This is a genomic window from Lysinibacillus sp. FSL M8-0134 (assembly GCF_038069745.1).
GTDB classification, from domain to species: domain Bacteria; phylum Bacillota; class Bacilli; order Bacillales_A; family Planococcaceae; genus Lysinibacillus; species Lysinibacillus irui.
The window spans coordinates 587,799-605,972 of the sequence record NZ_JBBPAJ010000002.1 but is presented as its reverse complement, the minus strand read 5'-3'; the positions used below and the strand labels follow the sequence as shown (position 1 = coordinate 605,972).

Annotated in this window: 20 protein-coding genes and 1 other annotated feature; of the genes, 5 read left to right on the top strand and 15 right to left on the bottom strand. The window is 37.3% G+C overall.

Annotation, left to right across the window (positions count from 1 at the left end; genetic code table 11):
- The first annotated feature begins 116 nt into the window (after positions 1–116).
- The 3 genes from MKY49_RS22920 to MKY49_RS22910 all read left to right on the top strand — a co-directional run bounded on the left by MKY49_RS22920 (position 117) and on the right by MKY49_RS22910 (position 3,620).
- Entirely contained in the window at positions 117–1,376 is a 1,260-nt protein-coding gene (locus tag MKY49_RS22920; RefSeq protein ID WP_274795136.1) for a sensor histidine kinase, read from the top strand.
- Positions 1,377–2,255: a response regulator gene (locus MKY49_RS22915; protein WP_274795135.1), complete on the top strand. Its 879-nt coding sequence runs from the start codon at positions 1,377–1,379 to the stop codon at positions 2,253–2,255.
- Positions 2,256–2,345: 90 nt separating this feature from the next.
- Positions 2,346–3,620 carry a cation:dicarboxylate symporter family transporter gene (locus MKY49_RS22910; protein WP_312507626.1) on the top strand — a complete coding sequence of 425 codons (1,275 nt, stop codon included), beginning with the start codon at positions 2,346–2,348 and terminating at the stop codon, positions 3,618–3,620.
- A 45-nt stretch (positions 3,621–3,665) separates the two neighbouring features.
- Here the strand turns inward: MKY49_RS22910 and MKY49_RS22905 are convergent, their stop codons facing one another.
- The 10 genes from MKY49_RS22905 to MKY49_RS22860 form a co-directional block, all read right to left on the bottom strand.
- Entirely contained in the window at positions 3,666–4,286 is a 621-nt protein-coding gene (locus MKY49_RS22905; protein WP_274795133.1) for an RraA family protein, read from the bottom strand.
- A 136-nt stretch (positions 4,287–4,422) separates the two neighbouring features.
- A complete protein-coding gene (locus MKY49_RS22900) occupies positions 4,423–5,331 on the bottom strand; it encodes a methyl-accepting chemotaxis protein (RefSeq protein ID WP_322605800.1) in 909 nt (302 codons plus the stop codon).
- A gap of 80 nt (positions 5,332–5,411) precedes the next feature.
- The gene (locus MKY49_RS22895; RefSeq protein ID WP_274795131.1) at positions 5,412–5,939 is read right to left on the bottom strand and encodes an LOG family protein; all 528 of its coding nucleotides are present in this window, start codon (positions 5,937–5,939) and stop codon (positions 5,412–5,414) included.
- A gap of 89 nt (positions 5,940–6,028) precedes the next feature.
- The gene (locus tag MKY49_RS22890) at positions 6,029–6,697 is read right to left on the bottom strand and encodes a deoxynucleoside kinase (protein WP_274795130.1); all 669 of its coding nucleotides are present in this window, start codon (positions 6,695–6,697) and stop codon (positions 6,029–6,031) included.
- The gene (locus MKY49_RS22885; protein ID WP_274795129.1) at positions 6,697–7,332 is read right to left on the bottom strand and encodes a deoxynucleoside kinase; all 636 of its coding nucleotides are present in this window, start codon (positions 7,330–7,332) and stop codon (positions 6,697–6,699) included. Before MKY49_RS22885 ends, MKY49_RS22890 begins: the two co-directional genes overlap by 1 nt.
- A gap of 211 nt (positions 7,333–7,543) precedes the next feature.
- Positions 7,544–9,955 carry a heavy metal translocating P-type ATPase gene (locus MKY49_RS22880; protein WP_312507629.1) on the bottom strand — a complete coding sequence of 804 codons (2,412 nt, stop codon included), beginning with the start codon at positions 9,953–9,955 and terminating at the stop codon, positions 7,544–7,546.
- Between the two features lie 84 nt (positions 9,956–10,039).
- Complete coding sequence (gene copZ, locus MKY49_RS22875) at positions 10,040–10,246, bottom strand: copper chaperone CopZ (RefSeq protein WP_341387122.1); 207 nt, start codon at positions 10,244–10,246, stop codon at positions 10,040–10,042.
- Between the two features lie 35 nt (positions 10,247–10,281).
- On the bottom strand, positions 10,282–10,614 hold the full coding sequence (locus MKY49_RS22870; protein ID WP_312507631.1) for a metal-sensitive transcriptional regulator: 333 nt from the start codon (positions 10,612–10,614) through the stop codon (positions 10,282–10,284).
- A gap of 70 nt (positions 10,615–10,684) precedes the next feature.
- Complete coding sequence (locus tag MKY49_RS22865) at positions 10,685–11,632, bottom strand: cation diffusion facilitator family transporter (protein ID WP_322605802.1); 948 nt, start codon at positions 11,630–11,632, stop codon at positions 10,685–10,687.
- Between the two features lie 18 nt (positions 11,633–11,650).
- Positions 11,651–11,986 (bottom strand): ArsR/SmtB family transcription factor, encoded by a 336-nt coding sequence (locus MKY49_RS22860; protein WP_312507633.1) that lies wholly within the window; start codon positions 11,984–11,986, stop codon positions 11,651–11,653.
- Positions 11,987–12,125: 139 nt separating this feature from the next.
- Here MKY49_RS22860 and tadA point away from each other — a divergent pair, with 139 nt between their 5' ends.
- The gene (gene tadA / locus MKY49_RS22855) at positions 12,126–12,650 is read left to right on the top strand and encodes a tRNA adenosine(34) deaminase TadA (protein WP_322605804.1); all 525 of its coding nucleotides are present in this window, start codon (positions 12,126–12,128) and stop codon (positions 12,648–12,650) included.
- A gap of 155 nt (positions 12,651–12,805) precedes the next feature.
- Here the strand turns inward: tadA and MKY49_RS22850 are convergent, their stop codons facing one another.
- From MKY49_RS22850 to pdxS, 5 genes are all read right to left on the bottom strand, one after another.
- Positions 12,806–12,955, bottom strand: coding sequence for a sigma 54-interacting transcriptional regulator (locus tag MKY49_RS22850; protein WP_322823683.1), 150 nt, complete (start codon positions 12,953–12,955; stop codon positions 12,806–12,808).
- Positions 12,924–13,256, bottom strand: a complete 333-nt coding sequence (locus tag MKY49_RS22845; RefSeq protein WP_341387120.1) for a hypothetical protein — start codon at positions 13,254–13,256, stop codon at positions 12,924–12,926. The genes MKY49_RS22850 and MKY49_RS22845 overlap by 32 nt, the downstream gene beginning before the upstream one ends.
- 263 nt (positions 13,257–13,519) lie before the next feature.
- Positions 13,520–14,800, bottom strand: a complete 1,281-nt coding sequence (gene serS / locus MKY49_RS22840; protein ID WP_274795120.1) for a serine--tRNA ligase — start codon at positions 14,798–14,800, stop codon at positions 13,520–13,522.
- A gap of 128 nt (positions 14,801–14,928) precedes the next feature.
- Positions 14,929–15,144, bottom strand: a binding site (T-box leader).
- 49 nt (positions 15,145–15,193) lie between these two features.
- Positions 15,194–15,757 carry a pyridoxal 5'-phosphate synthase glutaminase subunit PdxT gene (pdxT, locus tag MKY49_RS22835; RefSeq protein ID WP_274795119.1) on the bottom strand — a complete coding sequence of 188 codons (564 nt, stop codon included), beginning with the start codon at positions 15,755–15,757 and terminating at the stop codon, positions 15,194–15,196.
- A gap of 1 nt (position 15,758) precedes the next feature.
- On the bottom strand, positions 15,759–16,643 hold the full coding sequence (gene pdxS, locus MKY49_RS22830) for a pyridoxal 5'-phosphate synthase lyase subunit PdxS (protein WP_274795118.1): 885 nt from the start codon (positions 16,641–16,643) through the stop codon (positions 15,759–15,761).
- A gap of 102 nt (positions 16,644–16,745) precedes the next feature.
- On the opposite strand from pdxS, the gene pdxR reads away from it, so the two are divergent.
- Entirely contained in the window at positions 16,746–18,164 is a 1,419-nt protein-coding gene (gene pdxR, locus MKY49_RS22825; protein WP_312507634.1) for a MocR-like pyridoxine biosynthesis transcription factor PdxR, read from the top strand.
- Positions 18,165–18,174: the final 10 nt, after the last annotated feature.

Here is an 18,174-nt window from a genome sequence, read left to right as displayed (position 1 = left end):
CCGACTACGAATGTAGCCGTTTTTTTTTTGCCAAAATTGTATGTATTACTTGTTAGATACCACTTCCGCCTCGGTTGTGGTATTTTTTATTATATGAATGATGGGAGGTAGTTACAATGCAATCGAAATTATTTATGACGCGCGCTTCCCTTACTTGGATTTTCCTTATTGCTGTCATGACTGCAATTGGTAGTGAGATTAAAATTATGCCTTTTGCTAATACATCTTTCCGTTTTGGTTTAGGAACCATCATATTCTTTTTATGTACATTAATTAAACCTACACCCATTATTTTAGCTGGTGTTGCTACAAGTATAGTGACAACCTTTTTCCGTGTTTTTACTTCCTCATTACATGATGTTGCTATTTCAGAGAGTATATTTAACCATTTACCAGCGGCTTTATTTTATGTATTGTTTGCAGTATGCCTACAAATTTTAGATATCCAACAATACAGAGAAAAACCATTAAAGCTTGGTTTACTCGTCGCCTTTAGTGAGGTCATTAGTAATTTAGCAGAGCAAATTTTCCGCTTTTTTGTACAAACCTATACTTTTTTATTTCTTCATGACCTCCTGATTCTTTTAGCGGTCGCATTATTACGTAGTTTTTTTGTAGTCGGTGTGTATAGCTCTATTTTGATAGCAGAACAAAAAAAGCGTGTACAAGAAATGCTCAATATTGGATCCGACCTCTATGTAGAGACCCTGTATTTAAAAAAGTCCATGAATCATATTGAAACGATAACAGCTAGTGGATTTGAGTTATACCGACAGTTAAAAATTAAAGGTTATCGAGCGGAAAGTTTGCAAGCGCTTCATATTGCCCAGGAAATCCATGAAGTGAAAAAGGATTCACAGCGTATTTATGCTGGTATTTCTAAAATTGTTGGCGAAAGGAACTTCGGCCCTTTTGTATTATCTGAATTATTACATTATATTGAAGAAGGCAATAGTAAGTATGCTGAATTACTTGGTAAGAGTATACAATTCAAAACAACAATAGACTTTGATTTTCAAACAAAGGAACATATTGCATTACTTGCTCTTTTAAATAATTTATCTGCTAATGCAGTTGAAGCTATCGAAGGACAAGGTATCATATCTATTGCTATTCAACGCCAAGAGGATAATACTGTAATAACAGTATGTGATAATGGAAAAGGAATTTCTCAACAAGATTTATCTATTATCTTTGAACCTGGATACACCACGAAATATAATGATGATGGTGTAGCAGCAACTGGCATTGGGCTTTCACATGTTGCTGAACTAATAGAAAAATTAAAAGGCTCAATATCCGTTGAATCAAACAATCAATACACAACGTTTAAAATCACAATTCCTACGCAAACTATTCAAACGGGAGAGACTTAAATGAGGTATTTTATTGTAGACGATGATCGTGCAAGTCGTGTTATGTTAAAACAAATTATTGAAGATAGTGGGTTAGGTACAGTTATTGGTGAGGCTCGTAATGGTGAGGATGCCATACCACAAATTTTAATGACTCAGCCAGAGTTTGTGCTGATTGATTTACTGATGCCAAAACTTGATGGAATAGCAACAGTCGAACACCTTATTCAAAATCGCTTCGAGGGGCAATTTATCATGATTTCACAAGTTGTGAATAAGGAAATGGTCGGTGAGGCTTATGAACAAGGAATCGATTTCTTCATTCATAAACCAATTAACCGAATAGAAGTAGAAAATGTTTTGAAAAAAACTACTGAACAATTTCGACTAAAAAATTCTCTGTTAGTTATACGCCAATCACTTACTAATATTGAATTAAGTGAACAAAAGGCAAATAAAGCAACATCCCGAGACCATATTCAATCCATATTAAACGATATGGGAATTGTCGGTGAAATTGGTAGCGAAGATATTATAGCTATTATTGAAACATTACTTGCTCATCAGCATAAGATTGCACCACTTCCTCCATTAAAGGAGCTTTATGAGGAAATTGCCGCTGTTACAAAGGCTACACCTGATGAAATTTTGAAGGAAAGTAAAGCTATAGAACAGCGTGTGCGTAGAACAATACTAGCTGCCATGATTAATCTCGCTAATTTAGGTGTTGTTGATTACACTAACTCCGAATTTGAATACTATGCCCCGCGCTACTTCGATTTTAAAGAAATTCGTCAACTCATGACACAGATTGAAGACCATGATAATCGTAAAGCAAAAGTCAATATTAAGAAGTTTATTCAAGTGTTATATTCAGACATTTTAACAAAAGTAAATTAATTTTCTCGGATTTTGTCGGATTCCATAAGTCCTCCGTATTATTAAAGTAAGGCGTGTCCTAAAAATTTAATATTAGGGGGTACAAAGGGTTTGAAGAAGAAATTTAAAATCAGTCTAGCCGCTCAAATTTTAATCGGTTTGATTTTAGGGATCATTATTGGTGGTATCTTTTACGGGAACCCCAAGATTGAGACATATTTACAACCATTAGGGGATATCTTTTTACATCTTATTAAGATGATTGTTGTACCGATTATTATTTCTACATTAATCGTTGGTGTAGCTGGTACTGGAGACATGAAACAGCTTGGGCGATTAGGCGGGAAATCCATTATTTACTTTGAGATTATTACGACAGTAGCAATCGTAGTTGGATTACTTTCCGCAAACTTATTCCATCCTGGTACAGGTATTAACATGAGTGAACTATCTCAGGGGGATATTTCGAAATATGTAACAACTACTGAAGAAGTACAGCATGAGGGACCATTTGATATTATTGTAGGGATTGTCCCAACAAATATTATCCAGTCTATGGCTGAAGGTAATATGCTTGCGATTATTTTCTTCTCAGTTATTTTTGGTTTAGGGGTTGCTGCAGTTGGAGAACGAGGAAAACCAGTCTTAGACTTCTTCCAAGGGGTAGCAGACGCTATGTTCTGGGTAACTAACCTCGTAATGAAATTTGCTCCAATTGGGGTATTTGGTTTAATTGGTGTAACCGTTTCCAAATATGGATTCGCTTCACTGGTACCACTTGCTAAATTAGCTATCCTTGTTTATGCAACGATGCTATTCTTTATCTTTGTCGTTCTTGGACTTGTAGCAAAATTTGCAGGAATCAGCATCTTCTACTTAATTAAAGTATTAAAAGATGAGTTAATTTTAGCCTTTTCAACAGCAAGTTCTGAAGCTGTATTACCACGTATTATGTTAAAAATGGAGAAATTGGGTGCTCCAAAGGATATCGTATCCTTTGTTATTCCAACAGGTTACTCCTTTAACTTAGATGGATCCACGCTATACCAAGCGATTGCAGCATTATTTATTGCGCAAATGTACGGTATTCACCTAAGCATTGGTGAACAAATTACGTTAATGCTTGTATTGATGGTTACTTCTAAAGGGATTGCAGGTGTTCCAGGCGTATCATTCGTAGTACTTCTAGCAACTTTAGGTACTGTCGGCATTCCACTTGAAGGACTAGCATTTATTGCTGGTATTGACCGTATTCTTGATATGGGACGTACTGTTGTGAACGTAATTGGTAACTCATTAGCATCATTAGTTATGGCTAAATGGGAAGGCCGTTTCGATCGCGAAAAGATGAAAAATTACTTTAAAGATAATGAAAATTTAGCGTAATTTAAAAAAACTCTCACGATGTTGGATGGCATCGTGAGGGTTTTTTTACTTTCCAAGCACTTTATCTAAATAGGCAATGATCGATTCTTTTCCGTTTGCATGTGCCTCCTGTGCACGTGCCGCATCTTTTTCAAGTTTGGACTCTGCGGCTGCTACTATTCTTTCTGCATCTTCCATTGGTACGACAATAACGCCATCTACATCCCCAATAATATAATCACCAGGATGAACGGTTACTCCTCCAACGGCAATTGGAATATTTACTTGGCCACCACCATTTTTGTTGCCAGCTGCTACTGTTGTACCTAAAGCGAAAATAGGGAAATCCAACTCTCGAATCGCTGCTATATCACGGATCACTCCATCCACCACAAAACCTTGGACGCCCAGTCCCTTTGCTAAGGAAATAACGAAATCGCCCGCTACAGCTCGATTAGTATTTCCTTTTGCATCAATTACTAAGATATCCCCTTCATTGGCCGCTCTGATCGCTTCCAATACTGCACCATTCTCACCATCTGGTAAACGTACAGTTACTGCTCGTCCAGCTATTTTAAAATGATCGGCTAGTGGTTTAATTTCACTTCGCAAATTGGTATGCCCGCCTGTCGCATCAGATATAGCTGTCGTTGGTAGATGCTGAAAACTTACTTCCACTTTTGTCATACATAACACCCCTATTATTATGATTGATGAAAGCCTTACACCTATTATTGTAAATAAGAACCATATACTATTTCAATATTTCTCGGATACTAAAGGAAACTTTTGTTAAGCCCATATTTTCTTATGAATGATACTATTAAATGATTTCGATAAACTGCTTTGATTGCTCATCTAATGCTTCAGCAGCAGATGCAATTTCATTAAAATCATTTGTCGTGACGGTAATTTGTTGATTCGTCTTATCTACTTTTTCAGCAATTCTTGTAATACTATCTGTCACTTGTCCGATTTCCCGTTCTATCCCCTCAACATTCTCCTTCACTTGTGAAATGGACTGCTCAACCCTAACTGAAAGCTTTCGTACCTCTTTGGCCACGACATCAAAACCTCTACCATATTCTCCTGCTCTAGCTGCTTCAATAGCTGCATTTAAAGCTAATAAGTTTGTTTGTGAGGCAATCTCTTGAATAGTCTTCACAATCCCTTTAATAGAATCTGCTTGTTTTTGAAGCTTCACGAGGTTACTAACATTTTCATTAGACTCTTGTGAAACCGCTTTAATTGTTTTTAGTAAGTCTTGGCTATTTTGAATACCTGTCTCAGAACGATGATAAAGCTCTTTAGACATGCCTTTCAATTTGTCTGCTACATTTACTATTTCATTTTGACGCTCAGTAATATTGGTCGCAATTTTAGAGACACCAATTACTTGTCTTGTATTGTTTGCAAAAACCGGCATATATGTTGCCTCAAGCCAAATGATATTGCCATTCGCATCCATTCTCTCAATTTTATCCTGATAACTGTTTCCTGCTGTTAAATTGCGCCAAAACTTATCATACTCCATACTATTACTGAAATCGGGGAGACAAAATTCTTTATGATGCTTTCCTAGCATCTCTTGTACTGTATAGCCTAGCGTTTGAGCGAATAGCTCATTTACATAGGCTACTTTTCGATCCATATCAAAACGGATAATTGCAATATTACGTTCAATGGCTTGAACTACTAAATCATCGGTTACTTGAGCTTCTACACTGTGCATAAACAATACCCCTTTTACTATTTTTTTACTTATAATAATTTATTTTACTTTTATATTCGGTAAAAAACATGGGTAATGTTTCACCCATGTTTTTTTAATAAGCTCAATATCTCTTCCGAAGAAGTAGCTACGCAAAAAAGTTCTTTTTGTTCAGCACGTATAAAACCTTCCTCCAACATGATTTTGAAATGCTGTAAGAGGGCATCATAAAATCCATGGACATTATATAAAATGACAGGCTTGGCATGAAGTCCAATTTGTGCCCAGGTAAATACCTCAAAGTATTCATCTAAAGTACCTGCACCCCCAGGAAGAGCGATAAATGCATCAGCCAACTCTGCCATTTTTGCTTTACGAATATGCATTGAATCTACAAAATGAATCTCTGTCAATGAGGCATGAGCCAATTCTCGCTTCTGTAAGTGAGTTGGCATCACACCAATTACTTCTCCACCCGCTGCTAAAACAGCATCTGCAACCTTACCCATTAATCCTGTTTTAGAACCACCATAGACAACACCATGGCCGTTTTTCGCTAGTGAAGTACCTAGCTCAGAGGCCTTTTCAGCAAAAATGGGACTTTTCCCTAAACCGGATCCACAATACACTGCAATTCTTATAATAATCCCTCCTATTCAAAAAACGTGAAACAATCAGCTACATATTGTCTCACGTTTTTTGGTCATTTATTATAATTCTATTTTCGTAAATGGCTTGTTTGTTTTAGCATATGACTGATACGGCTCACAATTGATTCAATGGCATCAGGATTTTTTAATAAATCATAATCATTAATATCTAAACGTAGAACTGGACAGGAGTTAAAATTATTAATCCAGTTTTCATAGCGTTCATGCATTTCTATCCAATAATCATTTGGTGTTTGTTGCTCCATTGCTCGTCCACGTTCTTGAATACGTCCAATAACTGCATCAATTGGTCCCTCAAGATAGACAAGCAAATCGGGATGTGGGAAATATGGTGTCATCACCATAGCATCAAACAGATTCGTATACGTTTCATAATCAGTTGGGCTCATTGTCCCTTTATCAAAATGCATCTTAGCAAAAATGCCAGTATCCTCATAAATGGATCGATCTTGTATAAATCCTCCACCATATTCAAAAATACGCTTCTGTTCTTTAAAACGCTCTGCTAAAAAGTAAACTTGTAAATGAAAGCTCCATTTTTCAAAGTCCTCATAAAATTTATCAAGATATGGATTTGTATCTACTTTTTCAAATGATGTACGAAAATTTAGTGCTTCTGCTAACGCCTTTGTCATCGTTGATTTTCCTACACCCACTGTACCAGCAATCGTGATAACGGTTTGAGGCGGAATATCGTACTTCTCTCTTAAATTCATTATTGCAAACTCCTTTGTTGTAACGTGTCTTTAATTATCTTTAAAACGTAATTTAAATCATGTGGATTTTTGACAAAATCAAGCTGATCCCCATTAAATCGAATAACTGGAATTTCAGGATGCATTTCCTCAAAATGCTCGATAAACGAATGATAATCAGCCACAAGCTGCTCCATATAATCACGTGAAATCATCTTTTCAAATTCTCGACCACGCATTGCGATACGCTTCATTAATGTTTCGACGCTAGCTTGTAAATAAACCACTACATTTGGAACAGGCATATCTTTTGTTAAAATCCCATATATTTCCTCGTATTTCTCATACTCAGTTGGTGCCAATGTTCGCTTGGCAAATATTAAATTTTTAAAAATATGGTAGTCTGCTACAACAGGTTTGGCTTCTGCTAATCGAAACTTTTTTATATCAGTTAATTGTTTATAACGATTACAAAGAAAGAACATTTCGGTTTGGAAACTCCATTCCTCTATGTTTTCATAAAATTTATTTAAAAAAGGGTTTTCGTCTACAATTTCTTTTAATAGATGGTAATTTAATGTTGCTGCTATCTCTTTCGATAAAGAGGTTTTACCAACACCAATCGGACCTTCTACCGTAACAAATGGAACCGTCACTAGAAGTTCCTCCTTTTATTCTATGGATTCTATCATCGTGCCCCGCTCGCTGACACCTCATTTATTAAATGAATCAGTACCGTTCATTGTATCATAGTGGGAAAATGAAAAACAGAATCAACCTATTATTCTAGTAAATTTAAAAGTGAAATTTCTCCTCCAAATAAATAAAAAAGACATCGAGAATATACTTCTCAATGCCTTTCATACTTTATAATTTTACTCGCTGTAATCGTAATGCATTTAATACTACCGATACCGAGCTGAAAGCCATCGCAGCACCAGCTACCCATGGAGCAAGTAGACCAATTGCAGCAATAGGAATACCTAACGTATTGTATGCAAAAGCCCAAAATAGATTTTGTTTGATATTACGCATTGTTTTGCGACTCATCAGAATGGCATCTGCGATACTATTTAAGTCGCCACGAATAAGTGTAATGTCTGCCGCTTCCATCGCCACATCAGTTCCTGTACCAATGGCCATTCCGATATTGGCAGTTGCCAGCGCAGGCGCATCATTAATGCCATCACCCACCATTGCTACTTTTTTCCCTTGAGCTTGTAGCTTTTTCACCTCATCTGCCTTGCCTTCTGGTAAGACTTCAGCAATGACATGATTTACTCCTACCTCTGAGCCTATTGCTTGAGCTGTACGTTCATTGTCACCCGTCATCATAATGACCGTAATACCCATATCCTGAAGTCGATGTATGGCTTCTTTTGACGTATCTTTAACTGTATCAGCGACAGCTACTAAACCTGCATATTGACCATTGATAGCAGCTAGCATTGCTGTTTTACCGTTTCGCTCAAGTTGCTCCATTGTTGGTAAAATATCATCAATTTGAATACCATATTGCTGCATTAATTTACGTGTTCCAATGACAACACCCTGACCTGCGACAGTCGCCTGCACACCATAACCTGGGATTGCTTCGAAAAATTGGACTTCACCTAATGCTATACCACGTTCCTCTATACCATGTACTATGGCTTCAGCAAGTGGATGCTCTGACTGTTTCTCAGCTGCCCCAATTAATGATAAAAAGCGTCCTTCATCTTGTGCTGGAGCTAATAGAACATCCGTTAGCTCTGGTTTACCATGTGTCACTGTACCTGTTTTATCTACAACAACTGTATCAATACTTTGCGTTTGCTCTAAATGTTCTCCACCCTTAAATAAAATACCAAATTCAGCTGCACGACCTGAACCTGCCATGATAGACGTTGGCGTTGCTAATCCAAGAGCACAAGGACAAGCAATGACAAGAACTGCAATTAAAACCTCTAAAGCGGGTGTAAATTCTCCTGGGCGGACCCAAATAATCCAAACTAAAAATGTTACCAATGCAATACCGACAACGATTGGTACAAAAACCCCTGATATTTGGTCTGCTAAGCGTTGAATGGGTGCTTTTGATCCTTGAGCATCTTCAACCACTTTAATGATTTGTGCTAACGCTGTATCACGACCAACCTTAGTTGCTGTCATTTTAATAAAACCATTTTTATTAATAGTGGACCCAAATAATTGATCGCCCTGTTTTTTATCAACTGGCAGACTTTCACCTGTAAGCATTGATTCATCAACAGCTGTTGATCCCTCTAGTACCTCTCCATCGACAGGAATTTTCTCCCCTGGTTTTACTAGAATAACATCGCCAATGATAACTTCTTCTAAAGGAACCTCTTTTTCTACACCGTCACGTACAACCACAGCCGTTTTAGCTTGAAGTCCCATCAGTTTTTTTATGGCTTCAGAAGAACGCCCCTTTGCTTTGGCCTCAAATAATTTCCCTAATAAAATTAATGTAATTAAAACCGCACTCGTTTCAAAATAAAGATGGGGGCCATGGTGAGACCCTATCGTTACGATTGCTTGATAGACACTATAGAAATACGCAGCAGATGTCCCCATGACGACAAGTACATCCATATTTGCACTACCGTTACGTAAAGCTTTGTAGGCTCCTACATAAAATTGCTTACCTATAATAAATTGTACTGGTGTTGCTAACACCATTTGAACCCAAGGATTCATAAGAAATTCTGGTACATATAAAAACGATGTAAAGGAAAAATGTCCAACCATCGTCCAAAGCAGTGGTAATGAAAGAATAGCCGACAGAATAAATTTGCGTTGTTGCTGTTTAATGGCTTTTTCTCGATGGTCCACCGTTTCTGCCTCTTCTTCTTTTTGATGAGCCCCATAGCCTAGCTTCTCTACCTTCACAATGATATCTGTGATGGATACTTCTGATGGATTAAACTCAATCATTGCCTTTTCAAGTGCTAAGTTTACATTGGCAGAAGAGATACCGCTTAGCTTATTTAACCCTTTTTCAATGCGAGTGGCACAGGCTGCACACGTCATCCCTGTAATTTCAAGTTCAGCTTTTTGTTTAACAACACCATAACCAAGTGCTTCTATTTTCTTTTCAAAATCTTCTTCACTCAACTTTGCTGGATCGTACTTAATAGACGATTTTTCAAGTGCTAAATTAACCGTTGCTTGTTCTACACCATCCATTTTATTTAAACCTTTTTCTATCCGAGTGGCACAGGCTGCACATGTCATACCTGTAATTTGCAAATTCGCCTCTTTTATATCAGAACTCATTTACCTTTCACCTCTCCTTATACCAACCAGGGGTATATAAATTTGAAAATAAGAGAGTGCTACAGGAGCACTCTATTGATACTACTATTTTACGTCGTAGCCTTGATCATCAATTGTTTCTTTAATTTGGTCAAGTGACACTTGTACTTCATCAAAAGCAACATCCACTAAACCTTCTGCTAAATTAACTTTTACTTGTTCTACACCAGCTAAAGCACCAACACTTTTTTCCACTGCATTTACACAGTGACCACATGACATTCCTTGTACATTTAACGTTACATTTTGCATAATAAATCTCTCCTTTTAAATAATAGTTTAAACATCTATTTTTTCATTAACTTTTGAATCGTTACTACTAATTCATCTAATACTGCTTCATCGCCCTCTGATAGACGATCTACAACACAACCCTTTAAATGCCCTTCTAATAATATTTTCGCTACACTATTTAAAGCTGACTGTGTGGCAGACAGTTGCGTAATAATATCATCACAGTAAACGTCTTTTTCAATCATTCCCTTTATGCCCCGAATTTGACCTTCAATACGGTTTAATCGAGTCGTTAAATCCTTTTTTACACGCTCAGGATGATGACTTTTTCGACAAGACGTAGTTTCCTCTGTATGACAAGCATCTTTATTTACTATGTCTTCCATTCACTACACCTCCTATTTCACTTCAATCATACTATACCCACGAAGGGTATGCAAGCTACAAATTTTTTTTTTATTCATGATGATGTTCATGGTCATTTTTCAATTGGCATAAAATTGAACTTTCATGTTGATGTGATGCTGTTTCTAATTGAATCGTTACATGCTTAATGCCCTTATGCTCAAGATTATGTTCAATTTTTCGTAATATATGCTCACTATCAGCTATTTTTAATTGATCATTAACGACTGCATGACAGGACAATGCATTTGTTCCACTAGTAATTGTCCAGATGTGTAAATCGTGGATACTCTCTACTCCTTCAGTTTGTTCAATTAACTGAATAATTTCCTGAACATCTACATTTGAAGGTGTTCCCTCCATTAAAACATGAATGGCAGCTTTAGTGACATAGTAGCCACTTCTTACTACCAATAAAGCAACAATAACGCTTGCAAGTGGATCTGCCCATCCCCAACCAAAAAACATAATCAATAGCGCCGCTACAATAGCCCCTACAGACCCTAGCATATCACTAAGCACATGTAAAAAAGCGCCACGCATATTTAAATTATCCTTTGTATCACTACCTCGCATCATAATCCATGCTACTAAAATGTTAATTAACAAACCAATTGTGCTAATAACAAGCATTCCTGTAGTAGCTACTTCAGGAGGATTAGCAAAGCGTTCAATCGCTTCGTAAAAAATAAATAATGCTATACCTATTAGTGTAATGCCATTCAGCACTGCAGCTAATATTTCAAATCGTTTATAACCATAGGTCTTACTATAACTAGCAGCTTTTTCTCCAAACGTAAAAGCTAACATGGCAATGCCCAAAGAAATAGAGTCACTTAACATATGCCCTGCGTCTGATAATAGAGCCAAACTATTTGTTAAAAAGCCACCAATCGCTTCAACTATCATATACCCTGTAATAATAATAAATGACAGTAATAATACTTTTTTATTTGCGCCATGAGTATGATCATGAGCGTGATCGTGATGATGTCCCATTTTTATTCCTCCCATCATTTAGTTATGGGCTGCATGCTCAATTGCCTGCTTTAATAAATTCATAATGTGATCGTCGTCCTTGGAATAATACAGTGTTGTTCCTTCTCTTCTAAACTTCACTAACCGTAAATTTTTTAGAAAGCGTAATTGATGAGAAACGGTTGATTGCCCTAAATCTAAAATTTCCGCAATATCATTTACAGAATGTTCATCTTTGCATAGTAAGTTTAAAATTCGAATGCGAGTTGGATCACTTAATGCCTTAAAGGTTTGAGATACTACAAATAGTGTTTCTTCATCTAAATGCTGATCAGCGTTTTTCTGTGCTTCTAAACTTGTTAATTTATCATCCATAAAAGTTTACCCTACCCTTCAATATTTATATATGAGCATGTGTTCATATATAAATATATATGGTTATATTAGGAATGTCAACGCTAAAAGTAGCAATTACCAATCCAGCACGCTACACTACTATTAAGGAGAGATATGAGTGGATATTTTTGAAACAGATCGCTTTTTTATGAAGCAAGCATTAGAGGAAGCACATCTGGCTGCTTCACTTGGAGAAGTTCCGATTGGCGCAGTACTTGTTTATAAGGGAATTGTTATTGCACGTGCCCATAATTTAAGAGAAACAACACAAAATGCGACTACCCATGCTGAGCTGTTGGTTATTCAAGAAGCCTGCAAAAAAATAGGTAGTTGGCGTCTCGAAGATACAACGCTTTATGTTACATTAGAGCCTTGCCCTATGTGTGCAGGAGCTATTCTACAATCTCGAGTGCCCCGTGTTGTTTATGGTGCAAGAGACCAAAAGGCTGGCTGTGTCGATTCCCTTTATCGTTTATTAAATGATGAACGTTTTAATCATGAATGTGATGTAACAGAAGGTGTTTTAGCTGAAGAGTGCGGGAAAATTTTAACTGACTTTTTTAAAGCTTTACGAGAGCGTAAAAAAGCTGCGAAAAAGGCAAGAATTGCTGAAATCACCGAGAAAGATGGAGCCAGAAACTAAAGAAGGTGCCTCCTAATGAGACACCTTCTTTTTTATATTTAAGGGAATGGCAAGCAAAGTACCACCGTTTGCCTCCTGTAACTTACCACTTATCTCTTCATTTTCTGAGCCATAAAGCTGTGTAAAAATATTATCCTCTGCTAATGTCGAACAGTTCAATGTAATAAACGAGGCTTTGTAAAGCGCTCGCTTTCATTATGAATACCCTGAACGACAATATCTTTCCCTGACCCTGTTTCCCCTGTCAGCAATATCGGAGCGTTTTTCTTAGCACTACGACGAGCCTTTTCTAGTTGGGCCTTCATCTGCATTGGTCGTTATAAAATCGTCTAGACGATAGGTTGTATAATTATCTCGGTATAGCTTATGTCCCAGGAAATTATCTAAGTATTTTATTTGCTTACTTTCATAAAAATGCTTTGAAAATTCAATTGCGCCAAAGGTTCTGCCTTGCTCTATAATAGGATAGGTTGAGCTTAATGATAGATAACTAAAACCATTTAGAGTCGTTAATTGTTGTTCGTAATTTAAAATTGGTTGTCCTGTTTGCATCACTTTAAATATGGTACTTGTTTCAGATGATAAATTTTGATAATTATCAGTCACAGTACTGTAAAAATTCATCTGGTGTTAAGCCGATTGCCAATAATATATTTAAATCTGCTAAATCATAAAAAATTGCACAGCCTTTATCATCTGTGAACATTATCAAATTCACTTAAGGCATGTGCGAAATGGTGTAAATCCATGAATATTACCCAGTATAACGAATTTTCAAAAATTATGAGAGATTTCAATTTTGGACATCAAAAAAGCTATTTTAGATTTACCTGTTTAAAGGATCGTCTAAAATAGCTTTTACATGTTATTTAATTAGGCGCAATTACTTCTTTACCACCCATGTATGGTCTTAAAACTTCAGGAATTACTACGCTTCCATCTGCTTGTTGGTAGTTTTCTAAAATAGCTGCAACTGTACGTCCAATCGCAAGACCTGAACCGTTTAATGTGTGAACATATTCTGGTTTTGCATTTGGCTCACGACGGAAGCGGATATTTGCTCGTCGTGCTTGGAAATCCTCAAAGTTAGAGCAAGAAGAAATTTCACGGTACATGTTTTGTGCTGGGATCCAAACTTCCAAATCATATTTCTTCGCTGCAGTAAATCCTAAATCAGCAGTACACATTTTTAGTTTACGATACGGTAAGCCTAGTAATTGCAGTACTTTTTCAGCATGACCTGTTAACAGCTCTAATTGCTCATATGACTCCTCTGGTTTTACAAAGCGTACTAATTCTACTTTGTTGAATTGGTGCTGACGGATTAAACCACGTGTATCACGACCCGCAGAGCCTGCCTCTGAACGGAAGCATGCACTGTATGCAGCAAAACCTTGGGGTAAAGCTTCAGCAGGTAAAATTTCATCACGGTAGAAGTTTGTAACTGGTACCTCTGCTGTTGGAATCATGAAATAATCTGTTTCCTCTAATTTAAATACATCTTCCTCAAACTTAGGTAACTGTCCTGTACCCGTTAAGCTATCGCGATTAACAATGACAGGTGGCAGCATTTCCTCATAGCCATGCTCTTCTGCATGTAAATCCATCATAAATGTCATAAGTGCTCGTTCTAAGCGAGCCCCAAGCCCACGGTAGAATAAGAAACGGCTACCCGTTACTTTTGCACCTCGTTCAAAGTCAACAATCTTCAAATCAGTAGCAAGATCCCAGTGTGCCTTAATGTCAAAATCAAATGTTGGAATTTCGCCCCAAGTATATTCTTCTACATTGTCATCCTCTGTTGTGCCTACTGGTACAGATTCATGTGGAATGTTTGGCAAGCGCATCATCATATCTTTAAATCGCTCTTCTACATCATTTAGTTGAACATCTAGCTCTTTAATTTCATCGCCAACTTGACGCATACGAGCAATAACTTCATCTGCATTTTCCTTGTTGCGTTTCATAATTGAAATTTGTTCAGATACTTTATTTCGTTCTGCTTTTAATTCTTCTGTTTTAGCAATTAACTCACGACGCTTTGCATCTAAACCCTCAAAATCATCTAAGTTTCCTAAATCTTCATTACGTGTTAATAGCATTTCTTTAATTTCCGCGAAATTATCGCGTACGCGTTTAATATCTAACATAGTCATACCTCCAGTAGTTTAATGATGGGAATTGTTGCATCCTTTAAGTCTTGATATAATTTCGTCCGGCGGTTTATTCAAATGTTCGATTTTAAATAAAAATAAACACAAAAAAGCCCCCATCCCTAAAAAGGGACGAGAGCTACCCGCGTTGCCACCCTAATTGATTAGGCATATGCCTAATCCACTTATTTCATAACGGCATTTCAGCCGGCAGCAGCCTACTTACATTACTTCGACTGTGCAACTCCAGGACGGATTCACAAGTGCTTTTATCAGCTTCCACCAACCGCTGACTCTCTAAAAAAAACGTGCTTGTTACTACTTCCCATCATCGTGTTCAGTTATTTAAATTTTAACCATACTGTACTATATGAAAACAAATTTTGCAAGTCATACCATAGAGGATACAAAATATTCTAGAATTCTTGAATCTCCGGTTAATTCTGGATGAAATGCACAACCCAATAAATGATTATCTCTCGCTAAGATAATTTTTCCCTCATATTCAGCAAGAATTTCAACATTTTTACCAACTGCTTTAATATGAGGCGCTCGAATAAATACCGCTGGAATGTCTATTCCTATTTTAGGGATATCCAGTTGTATTTCAAAGCTATCTACCTGACGACCAAATGAGTTTCGTGCGACTATAACATCCATAACTGCCAAATGTGCTTCATCATCCACTAGATGGCTAGCTAATAAAATTAATCCTGCACATGTCCCAAACATAGGCAAACCTTGCTGAGCAAGTTCACGAATCGGCTCTAGTAAGTCAAAGCGATCAAGCAATTTTCTCATGGTTGTGCTTTCCCCACCAGGTAACACAAGACCATCGAGGTTTATTAAATCTTTCTTATGTTTTACTTGGATGACTTCACAGTTAAGGGCTTCTAGCATTTTAACATGCTCACGTATAGCTCCTTGTAGTGCTAACACACCTATTCGTTTCATCCTACCAACCTCGCTCCTGCATACGTTCGCTTTGCCCAAGCTGTGCAATATCAATACCTTTCATTGGTATGCCAAGTTCCTTTGATATTTCTGCAATAAGCTTATAATCTTTATAATGGGTAGTCGCCTCTACGATAGCACGAGCAAATTTTTCCGGGTTTTCAGATTTGAAAATACCAGAACCAACGAAAACGCCATCAGCACCAAGTTCCATCATTAATGCAGCATCGGCTGGTGTAGCCACACCTCCTGCGGCAAAATTTACTACTGGTAAACGACCAAGACGTTTGATGTCTCTTAATAATTCGAAAGGAGCTCCTAATAATTTCGCCTCTGTCATTAGTTCATCCTCTGTCATGCCTACGATTTTACGTACCTGACCATTTACTTTGCGAATATGTCGAACTGCCTCCACAATATTTCCTGTTCCTGGTTCGCCCTTTGTACGTAACATGGATGCTCCTTCTCCAATTCGACGTGCTGCTTCTCCTAAATCACGACAGCCACACACAAACGGTACTGTATAATCACTTTTTAATAAATGGTACTCTTCATCGGCTGGTGTGAGGACCTCACTTTCGTCAATATAGTCTACACCCATTGCTTCTAAAACACGTGCTTCCACAATATGGCCAATACGGGCTTTTGCCATAACAGGAATAGAAACGGCCTCCATTACCTCCTCAACAATGCGAGGATCTGCCATACGTGCAACACCACCTGCTTTGCGAATATCTGAAGGTACTCTCTCTAATGCCATAACAGCAACTGCTCCAGCAGCTTCTGCAATTTTGGCCTGTTCTGCATTAATGACATCCATAATGACGCCACCCTTCTGCATTTCTGCCATCCCACGTTTTACTAGCTCTGTTCCTATTTGTTTCATTTTCTAACCTCCACCTTTATGATGAAATTTAGTATAATGGAAATTGACCATATAAAAATAACCAGTTTTCAAAATAATTATAAGGTCAGGAGGTTTTAAAACATGGATATGCTTTTATTTCAACTCGAAAAAAATAGTGATAAACCGCTGTATGATCAGCTTTATAACGGCATAAAGGAGGCCATTATTTCTAAGAAAATAGCTGTAGGAGAAAAATTACCATCAAAAAGGAAATTAGCTGATTTTTTGAATATTTCTCAAACAACCATTGAAATTGCCTATGCCCAATTACTGGCTGAAGGTTATATTATGTCCAAATCACGCATTGGCTATTTTGTAGAAGAAATTGATGAGCTTCCCTATATTCAGCAGGACTCTGAAACCTCTTTCAGAGAGCATCCTAAGAAAAAATCATACAAAATTGATTTTAATCCTGGTTCTATCGATATTGATGCCTTCCCATTCCAAACGTGGAGAAAGTATGCGAAAGAGCTTTTTGACGATACCTCAAAGGAATTATTACTAACAGGTGAACCACAAGGAGAACTTTCTTTACGCACTGAGATTGCTAATTATTTATATCAATCGCGTGGGGTAGTGTGTAATCCTGAGCAAATTGTTGTTGGCTCTGGTACTGAACAGCTTCTTCCTATGATTTTAAGACTTTTTAGTGATGATACCTGCTTTGCCTTAGAAAACCCAGGATACCCTGCCGTGCATCGCATGTTTTCACAGTATAAACGACAAGTTCAACCCATCGCCGTTGATGAAGAGGGAATTATTATTCATGAGCTTGAGAGAACAAGTGCTAATGTTGTTTACATTACGCCGTCACATCAATTCCCTACTGGCGCGGTATTATCTGCGACACGACGTGCACAGGCTTTAAATTGGGCGGCCCAAAGTTCCTCTCGCTATATTATTGAAGATGATTATGATTCAGAATTTCGTTATGCTGGTAAACCAATTCCTGCACTACATGCCTTAGATCGAAATGATAAAGTTATTTACATGAGCACCTTTACAAAATCATTAATGCCTTCTTTGCGTGTAGCTTATTTTGTACTTCCTCCTAAACTACTCGCAACATATAGTGATGTATTTAACTATTATTCTTCTACGGTGCCTCGTTTCGACCAACATATCGTGGCAAATTTTATGCGTGACGGTCATTTTGCAAAGCATCTCAATCGAATGCGCAAGGTTTATCGTAAAAAGCATGATAAGCTAACTTCTATATTAGAAAAGTATTCATCAACGATTAAAATTACTGGTGAGCAAGCCGGAATGCATATTTTATTAGATGTTCAACACACATTATCCGAGAAACAATTGCAACTGCTTGCTGCTCAATCAGAGATTGGGATTTATCCCTTATCTGATTATAGACTAGACCATTGTGAATCTTCACAAGCTCAATTTTTACTTGGCTTTGGTGGGATACCTGTTCATACAATTGAACGATCCATTGAACAATTGATGGATTGTTGGGGAATACAAAAAAATGACCCATCTAGTTAGTAGATGAGTC

What these genes read in the sequence shown, in the direction of transcription:
- MKY49_RS22920 (WP_274795136.1), top strand. Translation starts at nt 117, where the DNA reads ATGCAATCGAAATTATTTATGACGCGCGCTTCCCTTACTTGGATTTTC.
- MKY49_RS22915 (WP_274795135.1), top strand. Translation starts at nt 1,377, where the DNA reads ATGAGGTATTTTATTGTAGACGATGATCGTGCAAGTCGTGTTATGTTA.
- MKY49_RS22905 (WP_274795133.1), bottom strand. Translation starts at nt 4,286, where the DNA reads ATGACAAAAGTGGAAGTAAGTTTTCAGCATCTACCAACGACAGCTATA.
- MKY49_RS22900 (WP_322605800.1), bottom strand. Translation starts at nt 5,331, where the DNA reads ATGCACAGTGTAGAAGCTCAAGTAACCGATGATTTAGTAGTTCAAGCC.
- MKY49_RS22890 (WP_274795130.1), bottom strand. Translation starts at nt 6,697, where the DNA reads ATGAATTTAAGAGAGAAGTACGATATTCCGCCTCAAACCGTTATCACG.
- MKY49_RS22880 (WP_312507629.1), bottom strand. Translation starts at nt 9,955, where the DNA reads ATGAGTTCTGATATAAAAGAGGCGAATTTGCAAATTACAGGTATGACA.
- copZ (WP_341387122.1), bottom strand. Translation starts at nt 10,246, where the DNA reads ATGCAAAATGTAACGTTAAATGTACAAGGAATGTCATGTGGTCACTGT.
- MKY49_RS22870 (WP_312507631.1), bottom strand. Translation starts at nt 10,614, where the DNA reads ATGGAAGACATAGTAAATAAAGATGCTTGTCATACAGAGGAAACTACG.
- MKY49_RS22865 (WP_322605802.1), bottom strand. Translation starts at nt 11,632, where the DNA reads ATGGGACATCATCACGATCACGCTCATGATCATACTCATGGCGCAAAT.
- MKY49_RS22860 (WP_312507633.1), bottom strand. Translation starts at nt 11,986, where the DNA reads ATGGATGATAAATTAACAAGTTTAGAAGCACAGAAAAACGCTGATCAG.
- MKY49_RS22850 (WP_322823683.1), bottom strand. Translation starts at nt 12,955, where the DNA reads ATGAAGGCCCAACTAGAAAAGGCTCGTCGTAGTGCTAAGAAAAACGCT.
- serS (WP_274795120.1), bottom strand. Translation starts at nt 14,800, where the DNA reads ATGTTAGATATTAAACGCGTACGCGATAATTTCGCGGAAATTAAAGAA.
- pdxT (WP_274795119.1), bottom strand. Translation starts at nt 15,757, where the DNA reads ATGAAACGAATAGGTGTGTTAGCACTACAAGGAGCTATACGTGAGCAT.
- pdxS (WP_274795118.1), bottom strand. Translation starts at nt 16,643, where the DNA reads ATGAAACAAATAGGAACAGAGCTAGTAAAACGTGGGATGGCAGAAATG.
- pdxR (WP_312507634.1), top strand. Translation starts at nt 16,746, where the DNA reads ATGGATATGCTTTTATTTCAACTCGAAAAAAATAGTGATAAACCGCTG.